Raw genomic sequence first — 16,537 nt, forward strand, 5'->3', positions numbered from 1 at the left:
CTGCTGAAGTCGTAAGATGTTGCCATAGCCATATCCTCCTTGAAGCAACATGGGCATTAAGGCCATCGAGCCTTGTGAACGCCGGCCCTTTCAGCGCCGGCAGAATTCGATTTAGTTGCGTGGATTTTGCCGTTCAAGATCCCTTTCCAGATTTTTTTGGAAGTATGGATCGAGGCCTTTTTGACGCCTTCCCTCTTGCCTTTTCAGCCCCTTGGGCCATGTTGGAAATCAACGAACCTTTGATCTCCACTTCCGGTCCATCAAGCTCCTTAAGCGGCAAGGATGTCCTGCCAGGCAATCAGTGCATGCGATCCGGGCAGTTGCCGGAGACCGGGCACGGAACGCCCAAGCACATTCTCATCGTCGAGGATGAGTATTTTATCGCGGTGGATTTGAAAACAAGTCTGACGAGGGGTGGCTACGGCGTGGTCGGCCCAGCGGGCATCGTCGCTGACGCCCTTGATCTTCTGTCACGCGAACGTCCCGACGCAGCCGTTCTCGACGTCAATCTCGGCAATGAAACGTCACACCCGTAGCGTCTATGTTGACATCCGTGGGGATACCGTTCGTGCTGACAACAGCCTGGACGACCCGAACGTGCTCCGGCACCCGGTTCTCCGCGGCGCCACCAACCTCGGCAAACCGACCGATTCTCGGGCGCTGCTGCAGGCGGTCCGCGCGCTGCTCAATGAAGTTTGACAGACGTGTACGCAAACGCACCATCTGGCCCATTATTGGTCCGTCGAAAACTAGACGTTGACATCGCCGGCCGAACTCTCTATCTGAAGTTCATCGAGATTTGCTTGCTGAGCTTTGATTATCGCGCGTTTGGCACCGCGCCCTGAACGAACCTTCCTTTCAAAAAATCGGTATCACCATCGCAGCGCTTTCGTGCCGCGGTTCATCAATGTTGCTATGAAAGGGTTCATCATGACCATCGGCACGGTTAAATGGTTCAATTCCACCAAGGGCTTTGGCTTCATTCAGCCTGACAACGGCGGCCCGGACGCATTCGTCCACATCTCGGCCGTCGAGCGTTCGGGCATGCGCGAACTCGTCGAAGGCCAGAAGCTCGGCTACGACATGGAGCGGGACCGGAAGTCCGGCAAGATGTCTGCCTGCAATCTGCAGTCTGCTTAATTCGGCCATCCGCTTTCCTTTGACCACGGATGTACTGGCACTGTTGAGAGCGTGATACCGGTGAAGGTCAGGCAATTGCCTGGCCTTTTTTGTTGCCGTGGTGCTTTGGGGCGATGGCTAACGAAGTGCTGCTATCGAAGCCCAGGCGGCTTTCGGAGATTTGCATGGAAACCAACGAATTGCAGGCCACCAACACCGCATGGCAAATCGCCATGCAGGAAATTCTGCGCATGGTCGTGCGCGACATCTACAAAACAGGCGGTGAAGAGAGCTTCAAAGCCCATATCAGCCGAATTGAAGAAGCTGCCGTGGACAGTATCTACACTGGCTTGATGCTGCGTGGCACCGACGGCTGGATCGAGACGCTGGTCAAGGAAAAGGCCAGCAACTTCGTCACCAGCCTGCTCACATCGTTCACGTTCGACCGCGCATAGAGCAATCAGAGGTTCGAGGCGCGAGGTCCAGTTGCTCCTTTCGCCACGGACCACCCCTATTGAGGATGACCCCATGGCAGAGACATATAGCAGATCGCGCCAGCAGGCCGAAATTGCCTTTGGCAAAGAGCAAACTGAATTCTTCGCCAGAGGACAGGCGATGAATGCGCTCGATTCAATCGCCCAGGCGCGCGAAGAGAAGACCTTACGGCTGCGCGAAGCACGTAAGGCGAAGGAGTTGGCCGACCGAATGTCGTCCCCTGCTGCTACCTCTGCGAAACGGGTCAGCAAAGCCTAACCATTTTGATTTTACACCCAACCAGGATGATGATTTGAAAAACGCCGGACACCATGATCTCGCCGATCGCCGTAAAGCTGCAACCGAGGCCAAGGCAGCCCTTCTCAGTGCCTATCGCTCTGCCAGGGATGCGGCGATACCAGGCCAGGAAGCCAGACAGGCCGAGCGCTTAGCGGTTGCTGCCGCCAGAGACGAGCGGCGTGTCGAGCGGGAGCGTTCAAGAACGGAAGAGCAGGACCGACTCCAAGCAGCAGCTGCCGAGCGACAGGCCGTCATCGATGCTGCCGCAAGAGCAGAGGCGGAAGCGCGGGAGGCTGCGGAGAAAAACCGGATAGCCTGGTTGGTTGAAGAGCAGGCCGCTCGCAAGGCCGAACGCGACCGCCGCTACGCCGCCCGCAAAGCTCGCCAAGCGTAGCGTCGGGCGTGGTCCCGAACGGCGCTGCTGATTTCAGGCCTTGTCATAGGAGATATGTTTTGACCTATAACGAACAGCATCAGATCATCATGAATGCGTTCTGGAATCCCCGCTTCGGTGTTTCCCCTTCAGCCACGAGGGGGGCAATTGAGAGTTTCGCCCGTAAGCACGATCTGTCCGGAGAGAATTATACGAACGCGCTCGATAGCGCGATTGCGGCTGGCCTTTTGGCGCCGATGGCCGGATCGAGCTTGACCATCCGTAATGCCGGCCGCGCTATGCTGCCGAAGCGGTAAGAATGCCAGTTGGTTCCGGTCTCGCTGTCGCGCGCAGCCACACACCTGGCGCGAACTTCTGATTGTGCGGTATCTCGAAAGCGGAGTCTCAATTCGGATAACGAGCGCTTGTGGGAATTGAGAAGATTCACCGGTTGACCAAATTATCGAGTAGAACAGCAAAAATCACGTCAGCGGTAGTTCTGCCTCGTGTGACAGCACAGGTGCCGCCGCCGATATTTCTGCTTCCGAGCCGTCGGCCCGCATCGGACACTTGGCTCTCTTTAGCTGCCGAGGTGGCGATGACAATCCATCTGGTTCAGTGGGGGATCAGCCGCCGCTACATAGACGCGAAAGCTCTGATAACACAACTAAGCAACCTTGCGCAGTAAGCGGGATTGTTGTCCGGTCGCGGTCCCCATGTTGAACTCGGCGATCAGGTCGCGCAATGTGGCACTCTCGCTGGCCAAAGATGCGGATGCGGCGCTCGCCTCCTCAACCATAGCGGCGTTCTGCTGGGTGGTTTGATCAAGGCTGTTGATTGCCGTGTTTATCTCCGCGAGGCCTACAGACTGTTCGCGTGCTGATACGGCAATTGCATCAACATGCTGGTTCATCGCCGTCACCAGTTCACCGATCTGCTTCAAGGCGCCGCCGGTTTTCGATAAGGTCGACGCCGGTCGCCACCTCGCCGCTCGACGCCTGGATAAGCGTCTTGATTTCCTTCGCCGCCTTGGCGGAGCGTTGCGCTAGTTCGCGCACCTCTTGAGCGACGACCGCAAACCCCTTGCCAGCCTCGCCGGCGCGTGCAGCCTCGACGCCGGCATTGAGCGCAAGCAGGTTGGTCTGGAACCCAATCTCGTCGATGACGCCGATTATGCTCGATATCTCGTTGGAGGATTGCTCGATGCGGCTCATCGCCTCGACCGCCTGGGTCACGATCTGGCCCGACGTGGCGGTGCTTGTATTGGCCTCGGCCGCGACTTTGCGAGCTTCCTCGGCGCGTTTGGACGATGAGGCGACATTGGCCGTGATCTCGTCGAGCGCCGCCGCCGTTTGCTCCAAAGCTGCCGCCTGCTGTTCGGTGCGTCTCGCCAGCCCATTGGCGCTGTGGGCAATCTCGTTCGATCCGCTGTCGATGCCGACAGTCGAGCCTGCCACTTTGCCGAGCGTCTGGCAGAGCTGGGCCACGGCACTGTTGAAGTTGGCTCGAAGCGCTTCGAAATCAGGGTCGAACGGCTCGCTGATTTGGGTCGTGAGATCGCCATCGGCGAACCTTGATCGGGAAGAAAAGCATTGACGGCATAGGCAATACGCTCGCCAATCATCTCACTGGCAACGCTGGGAACAACGTGCTCGATGACGGCTTCGGCGCCGACCGGCTCGCCGGCGGCCGCGGCATGGATGTCTTGATCGGCGGCGGCGATGCAGACACATTCGTTTTTCGGAGCGCGGACGGGTCCGATACGATCGCCGATTTTGCCGCCACCGGGAAGGGTCACGATGTTATCGATCTCAGCCACGTGACTGGCATCCATTCCATGGCTGACGTTCAAGCCCATCTACTGCAGTCAGGCTCCAATACCGTGATTGACTTTGGGAACGGTGACTACCTTACGCTGCTTAAGCATGCTCCAGGAGATCTAAACGTGCATGACTTTCTATTCAACTGAGTGAAGGCAACTCAGACAACCATTGCACAGAAAAGGGCGATCCTGACAGAGTACGGTCACCCATTCGGCGCGACGACAACGCTGGTTATGCGCTCAGATAACACCGAGGCCAGGCGGTGCCGATGGGCACGTCCCGAGTGCGGACGTCCATACCATTCCGTGCTGGCATAAGAACCAGCCTCCATCCTCTCTGTGAAGGCAGCTATGGTGTTTCATGCGTCTCGACATCGCTATGTTGCCGAAGCTGCAAAAATGCTAATTGGCTCCGGTCCCGTTGTCGTGCGCTGAGATGAGGCGCACTCCAGGTCCTCAATGCCTCAACTGGGCCGAAACGGGCCGCGAGCCGTGCTGAATGGTTGAACTTCTTGGCGATTTCATCCGCATCGCGGCTCGCCCACAGCGGTGGCATCAGTTCGGCAGAATGATCGTTTGAGAGTTATCGTTGGCGGGGTTAAGGAGCTTGTATCCGTCGGCGGTGAGATAGACCTGATCGTCCGCTGCGTGAATCCATCCGTTTGAGCTCGCATGGATGATGGCATTTTCCAGCTCGTCCAATTCCACGCCCTGGGCAAAGGCGTATTCCGCCAGGTCGTCAACGCTGACGCGGTCTCCAACCTCCATGTCCAAGCGCTGCATACATTCCAGGACCACGTGGCCGTGCTGGTTGGTTTCCACAGTCGACTCCGGCTTGATGATTCTTAGTCTGGGATGACGCGCACGCCACGAAACAGGCCAAGCTCTCCCGACATGTTCCCCTCCGGCATCGCAATCGGGGCTTAAGCCTGCAGGTTGTCAGCCGACATCTTGCCGCTACGGCGATCCTTGACCAATTCATAGCTAATCTTCTGGCCGTCGTTGAGCCCGCGCAGTCCAGCCCGCTCGACGGCGGAGATGTGGACAAAGACGTCGGCGCCCCCATCATCCGGCTGGATGAAACCAAAGCCTTTTGTTGCGTTGAACCATTTGACGGTACCAGTGGCCATTTTTCTCTTCCCAAAAATCTGCACGCGCCGGCGGCAGCGATTTGAACGCCGGCACCATGCTGGGTTTTTTCGCGCGATGCAAGGCGGGAAGACCGAAGGCATCCAACGGCATGGCGCTACGTTTCGCGTCACCAAACGAGATGCTCTGTTCGTGGAAGAGCCGGCTCGGCCGACCAAAGCGCGGTCTCGCTGCAGCTGGAAATTCAGTGCGGCGGTCAATTGACTCGTATGTGTCGGTTTGCTTGAATACCAATCTCGGAGGGCGGTCATGGCTTATGATTGGGACGGTCGGCGGACACGCCGAATTCGGTTTCTGCGGCTTACGGCGGCCATATTGTTCGGCTTGGCGGTACCGGTCGCCGTTGCGGCATGGCCCCATATCACCTGAGCTATGCCAGGTCGGCCAGTGACTGCCCCGCCGCTAAAGGCCAGGATTGATCCTGCGGTCAAATTGTCCGAACAACTTCAACAGCGTCAGACAGATTCGTTGCCGTTGACTTCTCGGAAGAAGCGCGTACGCAAAACTCAACGCGCTTCCGATCGATATCTCCCCAACTGAGAAGAAATCGTAAATGACTGACGAGCCCGTGACCGAAACAATGGCAATCGAAAATCGCAGCGACTTTGCGCAATGGGCGATCGAGCGCGCGCAGGCCATCGTCGCCGACCAGGGTGGCGATCTGGCGCTTGCTGCACGCGACATGTCCGATGACAAGATCGCCGACGCCGGCAACGCCCTTGGCCAAGCGATCGTCGATGCGCTGTTGGAAGTGTTTGACGGGCTACTGTCGGACGCCTGATTTTGCCGCCGAGACGACTTCGTGAAACAACGGTCGTCGCTGTGACCTATTGGTCGGCACCGGCTCACCACCTGAACATGGTCGTTCGGTAAGCTGCCACTTCGGCAGGCTTGGTTCTGTCACTGGCGGCTGCTCCGATACAGGCTCTCTGTTCCTGGGCAGGGTGGTCACGGCTTTCTAGGATTAACGCTGCCTGCCCTCATTTTTTACCTCCAGATGGACTGGTGCTCATGATGGCAGCAATTTTACCCCTTCTGGGATCGAGCCTCTGGCGGATGAGTTTCGCATCAGTCGATCCAAGATCGACAGAGTGGGCGCGCATTCCGGCTACGTGTTTTCCCTGGGAATGTGCCAAGGCTTCCGACATTGCCTTTGTCAACTCGGCGCCAAATTTCGTCATCTTGCTCACACATTGCTCTTATACGGCACCTTGATCGCCTTGGCGCAAGCCATAGCAGGCTTCAACAGGGCTCTCATCCCGCGCACGCCGTCAGTGGCAGGGTTCGTGGCGAGAGGTCCTCGATTCGACTCCGGCCTGAACATGTTCCTCCATGTTGACGACGAAAATGGTGCGGCTGGATTGAGTATTGATCTCGGTTTGCTTTTTTTGCGGTGCGGCATCGGCGGTTGAGTTTAGCAGAGAGAGGGATGTAATTCTTTGTTTTTTATGGATTGTCTGCCCAAGATCATTGATTTCGGGTGACGAGGCAGGCAGTGCATTAACCGTTTGTTAACCAAAAAACTCTTGCCTGGCGCGCAGAATCGGAGCCTATTGCCATCGGCGGAACTTTCCCAATTTTTCACTTAATACCGCCATTGGCAAGAAACAGGTTACGAGATGGCGAAGAGCGCCGCGAAAACAACGGTGAAAGTTGAGGGATTGACCGCTTTGATGGAGCGGCATGCTGAAGCCTTATCGGGGCAACTGCAAGCGCATCATCTCAAGGTTTTCCCGCCTTCTGCAGAGAAAGGAATCCGGGGCTTTGCGCCTTCGGAGGCCGCAAAGCTCCTCGGCGTGAAAGAGTCGTATCTACGACAGATCGCTTCCGACACGCCGGAGCTGAATGTGAGTACAGGTGCGGGCGGGCGTCGCATCTTTTCGATCGAAGATATACATCAGATCCGAAAGCATCTGGATCGAGTGGGCCGCGGCAGCCGACGCTATCTGCCGCATCGGCGAGAGGACGAGCAGTTGCAAGTCATCTCGGTTATGAACTTCAAAGGCGGATCGGGAAAAACCACTACATCGGCGCATTTGGCTCAATATCTCGCGATGCGAGGATATCGCGTGCTCGCGATCGATCTCGATCCTCAGGCAAGCCTGTCTGCGTTGTTCGGCAGCCAACCGGAGATACACGTCGGTCCAAATGAAACGCTTTACGGCGCTATCCGCTACGATGAAGAGCAGCGTCCGATTGAAGAGGTGGTCAGAGGAACGTACATCCCAGACCTGCACCTCATTCCTGGCAACCTTGAGCTTATGGAGTTCGAGCACGACACACCGCGTGCGCTGATGAAACGCAAGGAAGGCGACACTTTGTTTTACGGGCGGGTTAGCCAGGTCGTCGAGGATATCGCGGACAACTACGATGTTGTCGTAATAGATTGTCCTCCCCAACTTGGCTACCTCACCTTATCAGCTCTTACGGCAGCGACGTCTATTCTGGTGACGGTGCATCCGCAGATGCTCGATGTTATGTCAATGAACCAGTTCCTGGCAATGACGTCGAATCTACTCCGGGAAATTGAAGACGCTGGTGCTCAGTTCAACTTCAATTGGATGCGGTATCTGATCACTCGCTTCGAACCGAGTGATGGTCCGCAGAACCAGATGGTCGGCTACCTGAGATCGATCTTCGGGGAAAACGTACTCAATTTTCCCATGGTGAAGACGACCGCCGTCTCTGACGCCGGGCTCACGAATCAGACACTTTTCGAAGTAGAACGCGGCCAATTCACGCGGTCGACTTATGATCGCGCCTTGGAGGCTATGAACGCCGTCAATGACGAGATCGAATCTCTCATCAAAAAAGCCTGGGGTAGACCCATATGAGCAGGAAGGACATTTTAGGCGTTTCTGCAAACGTACCGACGTCTCTTACTCCCCACGATACCCACACGCCGAGAAGTCATTCCATGCCGCTTCTTGGCGTGGCTCGTAAGGAACGTGACCCATCAACAAAGCTGACTGCTAACATTGGCAACGCGTTGCGTGAGCAAACCGACCGCATGGAGCGAGCGGAGGAAATTGAGCGCCGTCTGGCTGAGGGGCAAGCCGTCATCGATCTCGATCCCAAGGCTGTTGATCCTTCGTTCATGCAAGACCGTATGCCCGGCGACATAGATGGCCTGCTTGCATCCATAAAGCAACAGGGTCAGCAGGTGCCGATCCTTGTCCGCCCTCACCCTCACAAGTCCGGTCGATATGAAATCGCGTTCGGCCATCGCCGCCTACGCGCGGTAACTGAACTTGGTCTTCCGGTAAAAGCCGTCGTGCGAGATTTGACGGACGAACAGTTGGTCGTCGCACAGGGCCAAGAAAACAATGAACGTCAGGACCTAACGTTTATCGAGAAAGCTCGGTTTGCTGCCCGTCTAAGGGAGCGGTTTCCCCGTGAGGTTATCATCTCGTCGATGTCCGTCGATAAGGGCGATCTCTCCAAGATGCTCTCCATCGTCGACGCCCTCCCCTCCGATTTGATCGATGCGATCGGCTCCGCTCCTGGCGTCGGCCTCAGGAGCTGGCAGGAATTGGCTGCGCTTGTGGAAAAAGCATCCCCCGGAGACGATTCAGTGAGGCTAATGCGCTCTGACGAAATGCAGGTGCTTCAGTCAGCGGAGCGATTCAAGGCCCTTATGACGCATCTCAAGCCTCGTCGGATGGTGCGTGGGCTTCCCGATGTCATGTCGACCGGAGATGGCGAACGTCTGGCGCAGGTGAAGCTGAGCAAGGCGAAGTTAGAAATTACGATCGATCGGAAGGCGACACCGGACTTTGCGGCCTTTGTGATCGAGCAGTTGCCAGCGCTTTACGAAGCACATCGTGCGAAACACAAATAGAAGAAGGACTAGTACCGCGCAAAAAGAAAAGAGCCCCCTCAACGTTGCCGTCGTGGAAGCCCTTCTGTCTCTTTAGCACGAACAGAATCGCATTTCCTGGAATCCTCGTCAAGAGTTTTCAGCACCGTTTTGGTGAGCAAATTTCCTTTGCCTGCTGAAAGGTAAAAGAGATGAGAACGGGAAATGTGACGACGCCCTTTGGTCGGCGRCCGGTTTCGCTTGCTCTCGTGCGACGGCAGCAAGCCATAGCCGAGATCAAGGCGGGAAAGTCGGCTGAGAAGTGGAGAATCTTTCGGGATATCTCGATGGCGATGACACGACTTGGCATTCAGTCGAACAGCCTCGCAGTGCTTGACGCACTTTTGAGCTTCCATCCGGACAACGAACTGCGTCAAGATGCATCGTTAATCGTATTCCCCTCGAATGCGCAACTTTCGTTGCGAGCTCACGGGATGGCGGGCTCGACCCTGCGGCGTCATCTCGCGGCCCTTGTGGATGCAGGTTTGATTGTCCGGAAGGACAGTGCAAATGGGAAGCGTTACGCCCGCAGAGATCACTCTGGCGACGTCGAGAGAGCGTTTGGCTTCGACCTTTCCCCCCTCCTCGCCCGCGCCGAAGAACTGGCGATGCTGGCCCAACAGATTGCGGCTGAGCGCGCCGCTTTCAGAAGAACTAAAGAGAACCTGACGATCTGCAGGCGTGATGTGCGTAAATTGATCACAGCAGCTGTGGAAGAAGGCGCAGAGGGAGACTGGGAGGCAGTCGAGGACATCTTCATTTCGCTGACCGCCCGCCTTCCACGCAACCCTTCGATTGCGGAGGTTAGTGAAATCTTGGAACAAATGCAGATGTTAAAAGAGGAGGTCCTCAACCGGCTGGTAACTCAGGAAAAATTGAGAAATGAAAGCGCCAATGATGTCCATATCGAGCGCCACATACAGAATTCAAAATCCGATTCCTTATATGAACTTGAACCAAGCTCTGAAAAAGAGCGGGGGGCAAAGTCGGCGGCAGGAGATCGGACGAGCGTTAACCCGCAAACGGTATTCCCGCTCGGTCTAGTCTTGAAGGCCTGCCCGCAAATTGTCGACTACGGGGCCGGCGGCAAGATTGGGAGCTGGCGCGATTTTATGTTCGCGGCTGTGGTCGTGCGATCGACGCTGGGGATCAGCCCGTCGGCATATCAGGAGGCTTGCGAGGCTATGGGGCCGGAGAATGCGGCTGTCACTGTTGCGAGCATCCTAGAACGCGCGAACATGATCAACTCACCTGGCGGATATCTTCGTGATCTGACGCGAAGAACTGAGCGAGGGGAATTTTCGCTAGGACCGATGATTATGGCGTTGCTGAAGGCGAATGGCGTGGCCCAAAGTCGAACGGGATAGGTGCCGCTGAGAAGGGAGTGAGGCGGAGGTCTATTTGACACCGACCGAACTTTTGAAAAGTTGGTCGCGACCAACTCTGCTAAGCAATTGTTGTTCCTGTATTTTTTGAAATGAAGTATTTGCGGCGCGGAATCCTCTCGCCGAACAGGGCCTTCAGGTGAGAAATGAGTGCTCAACTGATTTCCTTGTCGCAGAAAGGCAGTCGCTCTTGGTGGTCGGTGCGCTTGGCGGAGAGTGGCAGTTTGGCGTAATGGACCAGGATTGCCTGATTTAAGGTTGGCCAGAAAAGGTGAGATTTGCTGCTGCGGACTGCGGAGCGGTCCAGAGGAAGAGGAGGGAAGGGGAATTTCCGGCGGGTTGAGATGGTTGGAGAGAGGCTCCGGCCGGCCCGCTGCGGAGAGATGACATGGCCAAAGCCATTCAGAAAATCACCCTGAACAGGTCCGAAGACATTCCGTTCGATAAACTCGAGCTGTCGCAGCGGAATGTGCGCAACATCAAGGCCGGGGTGTCAATTGAGGACCTCGCGGAAGACATAGCACTTCGTAAGCTGTTGCAGAGCCTGAGTGTGCGGCCGATCATCGGCGAAAACGGCGAGGAAACCGGTCGATACGAAGTTCCCGCCGGCGGCCGCCGGTACCGTGCGCTCGAACTTCTGGTCAAACAGAAGCGCATGGCAAAGACGGAACTCGTCCCGTGCATCGTGAAGCGCGACAGCGCGACATCGGCTGAGGACGATTCCTTGGCGGAAAACGTCCAGCGCGCCGATCTTCACCCTCTGGACCAGTTCCGGACATTCCAGACCCTTCGCGATCAAGGCCTCGGGGAAGAGGACATTGCCGCGCGGTTCTTCGTATCGGCTGCGACTGTGCGGCAGCGCCTGCGGCTCGCATCCGTTTCGCCACGTCTGCTCGATCTCTACGCCGACGATCAAATGAAGCTTGAACAGATCATGGCCTTTTCGATCACCAATGATCATGTCCGTCAGGAGCAGGTTTGGGATACGGTTTCACGCTCGCATTCGAGGGAACCCTATTACATCCGCCGCCTGCTCACCGAAACTGCAGTGCGCGCCAGCGATCGCCGTGCGATGTATGTCGGGATCGACRCGTATGAGGCAGCCGGCGGCGTTGTCATGCGGGACCTCTTCGAGCAAGACAACGGCGGATGGATGCAGGACCCTGGCCTTCTCGAACAGCTGGTATTCGAGAAGCTGAAAGTCGATGCCGAGGCGCTGAAGTCCAAGGAGGGTTGGAAGTGGGTCGATGCGGCACTCGACTTTCCTTTTGGTCACACCTCCGGTCTACGACGGTTCTACGGCGAGCGGGCTGAGTTCACCGAGGACGAACTCGCTCGTCATGATCAAATCAAGGCCGAATACGACAAGCTCGATGCCGAATACGCCGAGGCAAACGAATATTCGGAAGAAACCGAAGCCCGGCTTGAAGAACTCGGAACTGCACTGGACCAATTGAACGACCGGCCCTACGTGTTCGATCCTCAAGAAGTCGAGCGCGGCGGCGCCTTCATCTCGCTCAGCGCCAGTGGTGAGTTGAAGATCGAGCGTGCTTTCGTTCGGCCTGAAGACGAGCCGGTTGTTGATACCGAGGATAGCGATCCTGGCGATCCCGGTGGCGATAGTGACGGCGAAATCCCCGGCTCGACGGCCGGTGGTGTCTCGGTGAACGGAAAACCTGTTTCTAATGAGCAGGTCGACGACGAGGATGACACGCTCCGACCGCTTTCCGACAAGCTGGTTCTCGATTTGACGGCGACAAGAACCGTGGCGCTCCGGAATGCGCTGGCGAACGATGTCGTCATGGCCTTCATCGCAGTGCTACATGCCTTCGTGCTAAAGACCTTCTATGTCTACGGTTCGGATTCATGCCTGGAGCTGACACTTCAGAGCGCCAAGTTCAGCCAAAGCCAAGGTCTCGGCGACACCGTCTGGGCGAAGGAGATCGACCAGCGGCATGAAGCGTGGGGACACGATTTGCCGAAAAGCCCTGACGACCTTTGGGATTTCCTAATCAGGCTCGATGAGGTCAGCCGGCAGGTTTTGTTTGCGCATTGCGCCTCGCTTTCGCTGAACGCCGTCATCGAGCCGTGGAACAGGCGTACTCGAACCGTCGCTCATGCCGATCAGGTCGCGCGGTCGATTGGATTCGATCTGGTCGAAGCGGGATGGGTGCCGACGGTCGATAACTATCTTGGCAGAGTGACCAAGGCGCATATCCTGCAGGCTGTTCGCGAAGCGAAGGGCGAGCGGTCGGCGCAGCTCATCGATCACTTGAAGAAGCAGGACATGGCCCGCGAAGCCGAGCGCCTGCTTGAGGGTAGCGGATGGCTCCCTGAACTGCTGCGCCTCCCGGGCGACGACGTTTCAGGTGAGGAAACTGTAATAGGTGAGGTTGCGGATGATACTGTCGTTGAGGCGACCGTCGTCCCCCTTCCAGCCTTCTTGTCCGGCGACGTCGGTGATGACGACATTCGTCTTTCATCTGAAGACGAACTCGAGCCACACCTCGACGCTGCGGAATAGGCGTCGTCGCTCCCCGGTGGGGCTAGGTGTCAATCTGCAAATCAGCCCCAATGCCCCCAGAATAACAAAGCGGCGTTTGCGCCGCTTCGCCCTGATCTCAATCCTAAAGCCCGGCCTTTGCGCCGGGCTCTTTCGTTTCAGGAGAATTTACATGAACATGATGTCCAATACGCAATCTGTATCCTCCGGCTTCACGGTCGACATCTCGCGTGGCGAGCGCCTTGGCCGTGTTTCGTCGGAATGGTTTTCCCGGCCAGACGACGAGCGATATCTTTCCCTTTCTGAACTCCATGACGCGGTAAGGTTTCGCGCGGACCGCGCCCATGCCCGGACGGTGGAGAGCTCGGCCATCCGTGTGGAAGCGAGCCGCAACAATTCCGAAAGGTTGGAACTGGTTGTCCCGGGCCAGCAGCGGCCCATCGCTCCGACGCATTGGAGTTATGGTCAGCTCTGCAGCTTGGTTGGTGCGCCGGCGAGCTATATGCGGCAGCTCCCCGCACCGCTTGCCGCGATCAATCTCCAGCACGGCCTGCTCAATCATCGCGCCGAACTGGTGAAGACGCTCGAGATGGATGACGGCCGCATTGAACTCAGGGCTGTGACCGGCCCCGAATATGGTCGGATCTGGGATCACGAGCTCGTATCGGCGGTGATGAAGATCGCCGGCAATGGAACCGGCGACACGAACTGGAAGGTGCCGGGACTTCTCGACTGGTCGAGCATGACGCACAATCCGTTCGTCGACATCACTAAGGATACGACGACGCTCTACGCATCAGACCGCGATGTCTTCCTGTTCCTGGTTGACGACACCCATCCGATCGAGGCTGGACGCCTGCCGAATGGCGAACCGGATCTGTTCTTCCGCGGCTTTTATGCCTGGAACTCGGAGGTCGGTTCGAAGACGCTCGGCATAGCCTCGTTCTATCTCCGCGCCGTGTGCGCCAACCGAAACATCTGGGGCTCGGAAAATTTCGAGGAAATCAGTATCCGGCATTCGAAGTTCGCGGCAGATCGGTTCGCGCATGAGGCCGCACCCGCGCTCACGAGTTTTGCCAATTCCTCCCCTGCCGCATTCGTCGCCGGCATTCGGGCGGCGCGCGAGCGGGTGGTTGCCCGAAACGAAGAGGATCGGCACACCTTCCTGCGCCGACGTGGCTTCTCGAAGGGCGACACCGGTAGGATCATTGAGACCGTGCTCTCCGAAGAAGGCCATCCTCCGGAATCGATCTTCGATTTCGTTCAGGGGATCACGGCGCTTGCGAGGGACAAGACGCACCAAGACACCCGCCTCGATCTGGAAGGCAAGGCTAAGAAGCTTCTCGAAAGTGCGGCCTGAACGGCATCCAAAATGCGTCCACGACAGCGGTATCGCGGGCCGAAGGCGCCGGCGATACCAATCCTATGAGTTCTCATTTGACTGGCGAAAATTAGAGAGTCTACCGGCCAGCAAACAGGTCAAAGACTGTAGTCTGGGAAGGGGTATGCCTGCCACCGCAAGGCGCGATTTCTAGGACAAAGTTGTATCCTCAAAAACGTATTCGGCCACAATGATTCGCGGCCTCTCCATCATTTAACTATTGAAAAAATGCTACTTAGATTCCGCTTCTTTGCCCCCTTCAAAGGCATTCAGCCTGTTGAGGATGTCCTCCGAGATCTTAAATTGACGGGCCGTGCCACGGCCCATGACGTTCTTTCCCAGGGTCTCCGTCAGCACTCCACGTCCAACAAGAGGTTCAATCGTTTCCTTGATGCCCGTTCTCGTAAGTTGCGTAATTTCTATTATATTTGAGAGTGTTAGAGGCTGATGTGCCTGATGCATCATGTAGAGCACGCTCATCAAGCCGATCTGCTTCAACCGTGACTGAGGCGTCTCGTCCGGCAGCGGGTTATCCAAAATTTCATGCAGAATGAAGGCGGAAAAGGCGACATTGTGCAATTGCGTCTTGAGCGCTCTTGTCATCTATTTAACTGCTGTATATAAGACAGTTAAATTCCCGGTCGGCGACGCTCGAAGAAAGTGGCGCCGCTGCCGGCTGGAGACAAGGAGGGTGGAATTCATGAGAGACCTTCTAGCAAGAGCGTTGTTCGTCGTTTCGACCATGCTGCCATACTATCTCATTTCTGCGAGTTATGCGCGGGCTGATGATTGGGGATGCCAGGTTATCCTCTGCATTTCCAATCCGGGTGGTCCCACGCAATATGCGGCCTGTGAACCGCCGATCCAGAGGCTCTGGAGCGCGCTGGCCGCGGGGCATTCTTTCCCAACCTGCAGCGGAGTTGGATTTCAGACGTCCGACCCGGGGTATGAACCATACTATTGCGACGCCGGCTACAGGCTCGTTGGCAGCTTTGGTGCCAGGGGAGAGACAGCGTCGTGCGTTTCGACCTCGCCGCAGAGGGTGGATGGCTCCTTCTGCACCTTTAGCCACGACAACTTCACGAGCAGCGGCGGCGAGTGCTTGAGGTATGTCACCACGCAAGCCCATCTTCGTGCGCAACCTCACTACATCGATGTGACGATCGAGGGTGTCGGCAAGCAGCGGGTCTGGTACTGAGTCATGCCTGTCACATTCATCGATTTGGCGCAGACCTGCGCCCCGACCGTGGCTGTCGAAACGCTTGCCGGCATTGTCAGCCTCGAGAGCCGCTTTCAGCCTTATGCTATTCGCATCGGAGCAGGCAAATCCCTTGCAGACCAGCCAGCATCCAAGGCCGAGGCAATCGCGGCGGCAAGCGCGTTGATTGCCGAACGGCAGAATGTTCAGCTCGGTCTGGGCGGCATAAAGTCTAATGAGCTTCGCAAGCTGAAGCTCTCGATTGCCGACGCTTTGGATCCTTGCCTTAACCTCCAAGCGACCGCCACGCTGCTCGATGGCTATTATCGGCTGGCCTTACGCGCAGGCGCTGACACCTCGCAGGCCGAGAAGGTCATGTTGGAATCCTATTATGGCCGAAACGATCCAAACGTCGAAGCCATGGCCGAATATGGCAAACAGGTTGAGCAGGAAGGCAGGCGCCTTTCAGACGCGCTCACGACACTGACGATAAGGCAGGGCACCGACGAACGGCCTGATCCGTCCGAGGCAGCCGAAAGCGACAAACTCGCGTCGAAATCCGAGGCGGAACCGGAGGTCAGCGAGACCGCAGGCTCGCCGTCCTGGGATGTGTTTGGCACCGGCCGAACATCCTCTGTCCTGATCTTCCAAAACAATCCAGCGGAGCAAAGTGAATGATCTCGAAAGCCAAAATCCGTCCTGTCGCAGCGTCAGTTCTCATGGCGGCAGTTATCGTCGTCGGTGTGGCTGAACCGGCATTTGCGCAGTCTGCCGGCATAGGATCCGTGCTGCAGAATATCGTCACGATGCTGACGGGCAATATCGCCAAGCTTCTGGCAGTCATCGCCGTGATCATCATCTGCATCGCCTGGATGTTCGGCTACATGGACCTCCGGCGGGCAGGTTTCTGGATCATCGGCATCGGCGGCATCTTCGGTGCCACGGAACTGGTGAACACAATCGTGGGAAGCTAG

Annotated in this window: 21 protein-coding genes and 1 pseudogene; 17 read left to right on the forward strand and 5 right to left on the reverse strand. The window is 56.9% G+C overall.

Annotated elements, in window-relative coordinates; translation table 11 throughout:
- The 7 genes from AC1D06_RS26335 to AC1D06_RS26365 form a co-directional block, all read left to right on the forward strand.
- On the forward strand, nucleotides 1-536 hold a 536-nt coding region (locus AC1D06_RS26335; RefSeq protein ID WP_477988736.1), incomplete at its 5' end, for a response regulator.
- Nucleotides 517-699 carry a hypothetical protein gene (locus AC1D06_RS26340; protein WP_477988737.1) on the forward strand — a complete coding sequence of 61 codons (183 nt, stop codon included), beginning with the start codon at nucleotides 517-519 and terminating at the stop codon, nucleotides 697-699. The genes AC1D06_RS26335 and AC1D06_RS26340, both read left to right, overlap by 20 nt.
- A gap of 231 nt (nucleotides 700-930) precedes the next feature.
- Entirely contained in the window at nucleotides 931-1,140 is a 210-nt protein-coding gene (locus AC1D06_RS26345; RefSeq protein WP_477988738.1) for a cold-shock protein, read from the forward strand.
- A gap of 164 nt (nucleotides 1,141-1,304) precedes the next feature.
- A complete protein-coding gene (locus AC1D06_RS26350) occupies nucleotides 1,305-1,574 on the forward strand; it encodes a hypothetical protein (protein WP_477988739.1) in 270 nt (89 codons plus the stop codon).
- A gap of 73 nt (nucleotides 1,575-1,647) precedes the next feature.
- Nucleotides 1,648-1,872, forward strand: coding sequence for a hypothetical protein (locus AC1D06_RS26355; RefSeq protein WP_477988740.1), 225 nt, complete (start codon nucleotides 1,648-1,650; stop codon nucleotides 1,870-1,872).
- A gap of 34 nt (nucleotides 1,873-1,906) precedes the next feature.
- Nucleotides 1,907-2,287: a DUF6481 family protein gene (locus tag AC1D06_RS26360; protein ID WP_477988741.1), complete on the forward strand. Its 381-nt coding sequence runs from the start codon at nucleotides 1,907-1,909 to the stop codon at nucleotides 2,285-2,287.
- 59 nt (nucleotides 2,288-2,346) lie between these two features.
- Nucleotides 2,347-2,583, forward strand: coding sequence for a hypothetical protein (locus AC1D06_RS26365; RefSeq protein WP_477988743.1), 237 nt, complete (start codon nucleotides 2,347-2,349; stop codon nucleotides 2,581-2,583).
- A 350-nt stretch (nucleotides 2,584-2,933) separates the two neighbouring features.
- On the opposite strand, the pseudogene AC1D06_RS26370 reads toward AC1D06_RS26365, so the two are convergent.
- Nucleotides 2,934-3,834, reverse strand: a pseudogene (locus AC1D06_RS26370) (methyl-accepting chemotaxis protein); the annotation flags it as partial.
- A 5-nt stretch (nucleotides 3,835-3,839) separates the two neighbouring features.
- On the opposite strand from AC1D06_RS26370, the gene AC1D06_RS26375 reads away from it, so the two are divergent.
- Nucleotides 3,840-4,235: a M10 family metallopeptidase C-terminal domain-containing protein gene (locus AC1D06_RS26375; RefSeq protein ID WP_477988744.1), complete on the forward strand. Its 396-nt coding sequence runs from the start codon at nucleotides 3,840-3,842 to the stop codon at nucleotides 4,233-4,235.
- A 408-nt stretch (nucleotides 4,236-4,643) separates the two neighbouring features.
- Here AC1D06_RS26375 and AC1D06_RS26380 read toward each other — a convergent pair whose 3' ends face one another.
- Together AC1D06_RS26380 and AC1D06_RS26385 are read right to left on the reverse strand one after the other, a co-directional pair.
- Nucleotides 4,644-4,910: a hypothetical protein gene (locus AC1D06_RS26380; RefSeq protein ID WP_477988746.1), complete on the reverse strand. Its 267-nt coding sequence runs from the start codon at nucleotides 4,908-4,910 to the stop codon at nucleotides 4,644-4,646.
- Nucleotides 4,911-5,011: 101 nt separating this feature from the next.
- Nucleotides 5,012-5,218: a cold-shock protein gene (locus AC1D06_RS26385; RefSeq protein ID WP_477988748.1), complete on the reverse strand. Its 207-nt coding sequence runs from the start codon at nucleotides 5,216-5,218 to the stop codon at nucleotides 5,012-5,014.
- Nucleotides 5,219-5,790: 572 nt separating this feature from the next.
- Between AC1D06_RS26385 and AC1D06_RS26390 the strand changes: the two genes are divergently transcribed.
- Nucleotides 5,791-6,018 carry a hypothetical protein gene (locus tag AC1D06_RS26390; RefSeq protein WP_477988749.1) on the forward strand — a complete coding sequence of 76 codons (228 nt, stop codon included), beginning with the start codon at nucleotides 5,791-5,793 and terminating at the stop codon, nucleotides 6,016-6,018.
- A gap of 199 nt (nucleotides 6,019-6,217) precedes the next feature.
- On the opposite strand, the gene AC1D06_RS26395 is transcribed toward AC1D06_RS26390, so the two are convergent.
- Nucleotides 6,218-6,427, reverse strand: a complete 210-nt coding sequence (locus tag AC1D06_RS26395; RefSeq protein ID WP_477988750.1) for a hypothetical protein — start codon at nucleotides 6,425-6,427, stop codon at nucleotides 6,218-6,220.
- A gap of 429 nt (nucleotides 6,428-6,856) precedes the next feature.
- On the opposite strand from AC1D06_RS26395, the gene repA reads away from it, so the two are divergent.
- The 5 genes from repA to AC1D06_RS26420 all read left to right on the forward strand — a co-directional run bounded on the left by repA (nucleotide 6,857) and on the right by AC1D06_RS26420 (nucleotide 14,344).
- Nucleotides 6,857-8,071: a plasmid partitioning protein RepA gene (gene repA / locus AC1D06_RS26400; RefSeq protein WP_477988751.1), complete on the forward strand. Its 1,215-nt coding sequence runs from the start codon at nucleotides 6,857-6,859 to the stop codon at nucleotides 8,069-8,071.
- On the forward strand, nucleotides 8,068-9,078 hold the full coding sequence (gene repB / locus AC1D06_RS26405; RefSeq protein WP_477988753.1) for a plasmid partitioning protein RepB: 1,011 nt from the start codon (nucleotides 8,068-8,070) through the stop codon (nucleotides 9,076-9,078). Before repA ends, repB begins: the two co-directional genes overlap by 4 nt.
- Nucleotides 9,079-9,248: 170 nt before the next feature.
- Nucleotides 9,249-10,463: a plasmid replication protein RepC gene (repC, locus tag AC1D06_RS26410; RefSeq protein WP_477988754.1), complete on the forward strand. Its 1,215-nt coding sequence runs from the start codon at nucleotides 9,249-9,251 to the stop codon at nucleotides 10,461-10,463.
- Nucleotides 10,464-10,869: 406 nt separating this feature from the next.
- Nucleotides 10,870-13,005, forward strand: a complete 2,136-nt coding sequence (locus AC1D06_RS26415) for a ParB/RepB/Spo0J family partition protein (protein ID WP_477988755.1) — start codon at nucleotides 10,870-10,872, stop codon at nucleotides 13,003-13,005.
- A gap of 151 nt (nucleotides 13,006-13,156) precedes the next feature.
- Nucleotides 13,157-14,344, forward strand: a complete 1,188-nt coding sequence (locus tag AC1D06_RS26420) for a DUF932 domain-containing protein (protein ID WP_477988757.1) — start codon at nucleotides 13,157-13,159, stop codon at nucleotides 14,342-14,344.
- A gap of 252 nt (nucleotides 14,345-14,596) precedes the next feature.
- Here AC1D06_RS26420 and AC1D06_RS26425 read toward each other — a convergent pair whose 3' ends face one another.
- Nucleotides 14,597-14,968, reverse strand: coding sequence for a MarR family transcriptional regulator (locus tag AC1D06_RS26425; protein ID WP_477988758.1), 372 nt, complete (start codon nucleotides 14,966-14,968; stop codon nucleotides 14,597-14,599).
- Between the two features lie 97 nt (nucleotides 14,969-15,065).
- Between AC1D06_RS26425 and AC1D06_RS26430 the strand changes: the two genes are divergently transcribed.
- Genes AC1D06_RS26430 through AC1D06_RS26440 form a run of 3 tightly spaced genes read left to right on the forward strand, consistent with a single transcriptional unit; the run spans nucleotide 15,066 to nucleotide 16,537 of the window.
- The gene (locus AC1D06_RS26430) at nucleotides 15,066-15,563 is read left to right on the forward strand and encodes a hypothetical protein (protein ID WP_477988760.1); all 498 of its coding nucleotides are present in this window, start codon (nucleotides 15,066-15,068) and stop codon (nucleotides 15,561-15,563) included.
- Nucleotides 15,564-15,566: 3 nt separating this feature from the next.
- On the forward strand, nucleotides 15,567-16,241 hold the full coding sequence (locus AC1D06_RS26435) for a transglycosylase SLT domain-containing protein (RefSeq protein WP_477988762.1): 675 nt from the start codon (nucleotides 15,567-15,569) through the stop codon (nucleotides 16,239-16,241).
- On the forward strand, nucleotides 16,238-16,537 hold the full coding sequence (locus tag AC1D06_RS26440) for a TrbC/VirB2 family protein (RefSeq protein WP_477988764.1): 300 nt from the start codon (nucleotides 16,238-16,240) through the stop codon (nucleotides 16,535-16,537). Before AC1D06_RS26435 ends, AC1D06_RS26440 begins: the two co-directional genes overlap by 4 nt.

Source organism: Rhizobium sp. P2_G2 (genome assembly GCF_056403555.1).

Coding starts and splice junctions, on each gene's coding strand:
- AC1D06_RS26340 (WP_477988737.1), top strand. CDS start 517: ATGAAACGTCACACCCGTAGCGTCTATGTTGACATCCGTGGGGATACC.
- AC1D06_RS26345 (WP_477988738.1), top strand. CDS start 931: ATGACCATCGGCACGGTTAAATGGTTCAATTCCACCAAGGGCTTTGGC.
- AC1D06_RS26350 (WP_477988739.1), top strand. CDS start 1,305: ATGGAAACCAACGAATTGCAGGCCACCAACACCGCATGGCAAATCGCC.
- AC1D06_RS26355 (WP_477988740.1), top strand. CDS start 1,648: ATGGCAGAGACATATAGCAGATCGCGCCAGCAGGCCGAAATTGCCTTT.
- AC1D06_RS26385 (WP_477988748.1), bottom strand. CDS start 5,218: ATGGCCACTGGTACCGTCAAATGGTTCAACGCAACAAAAGGCTTTGGT.
- AC1D06_RS26390 (WP_477988749.1), top strand. CDS start 5,791: ATGACTGACGAGCCCGTGACCGAAACAATGGCAATCGAAAATCGCAGC.
- repA (WP_477988751.1), top strand. CDS start 6,857: ATGGCGAAGAGCGCCGCGAAAACAACGGTGAAAGTTGAGGGATTGACC.
- repB (WP_477988753.1), top strand. CDS start 8,068: ATGAGCAGGAAGGACATTTTAGGCGTTTCTGCAAACGTACCGACGTCT.
- AC1D06_RS26420 (WP_477988757.1), top strand. CDS start 13,157: ATGAACATGATGTCCAATACGCAATCTGTATCCTCCGGCTTCACGGTC.
- AC1D06_RS26425 (WP_477988758.1), bottom strand. CDS start 14,968: ATGACAAGAGCGCTCAAGACGCAATTGCACAATGTCGCCTTTTCCGCC.
- AC1D06_RS26430 (WP_477988760.1), top strand. CDS start 15,066: ATGAGAGACCTTCTAGCAAGAGCGTTGTTCGTCGTTTCGACCATGCTG.
- AC1D06_RS26435 (WP_477988762.1), top strand. CDS start 15,567: ATGCCTGTCACATTCATCGATTTGGCGCAGACCTGCGCCCCGACCGTG.
- AC1D06_RS26440 (WP_477988764.1), top strand. CDS start 16,238: ATGATCTCGAAAGCCAAAATCCGTCCTGTCGCAGCGTCAGTTCTCATG.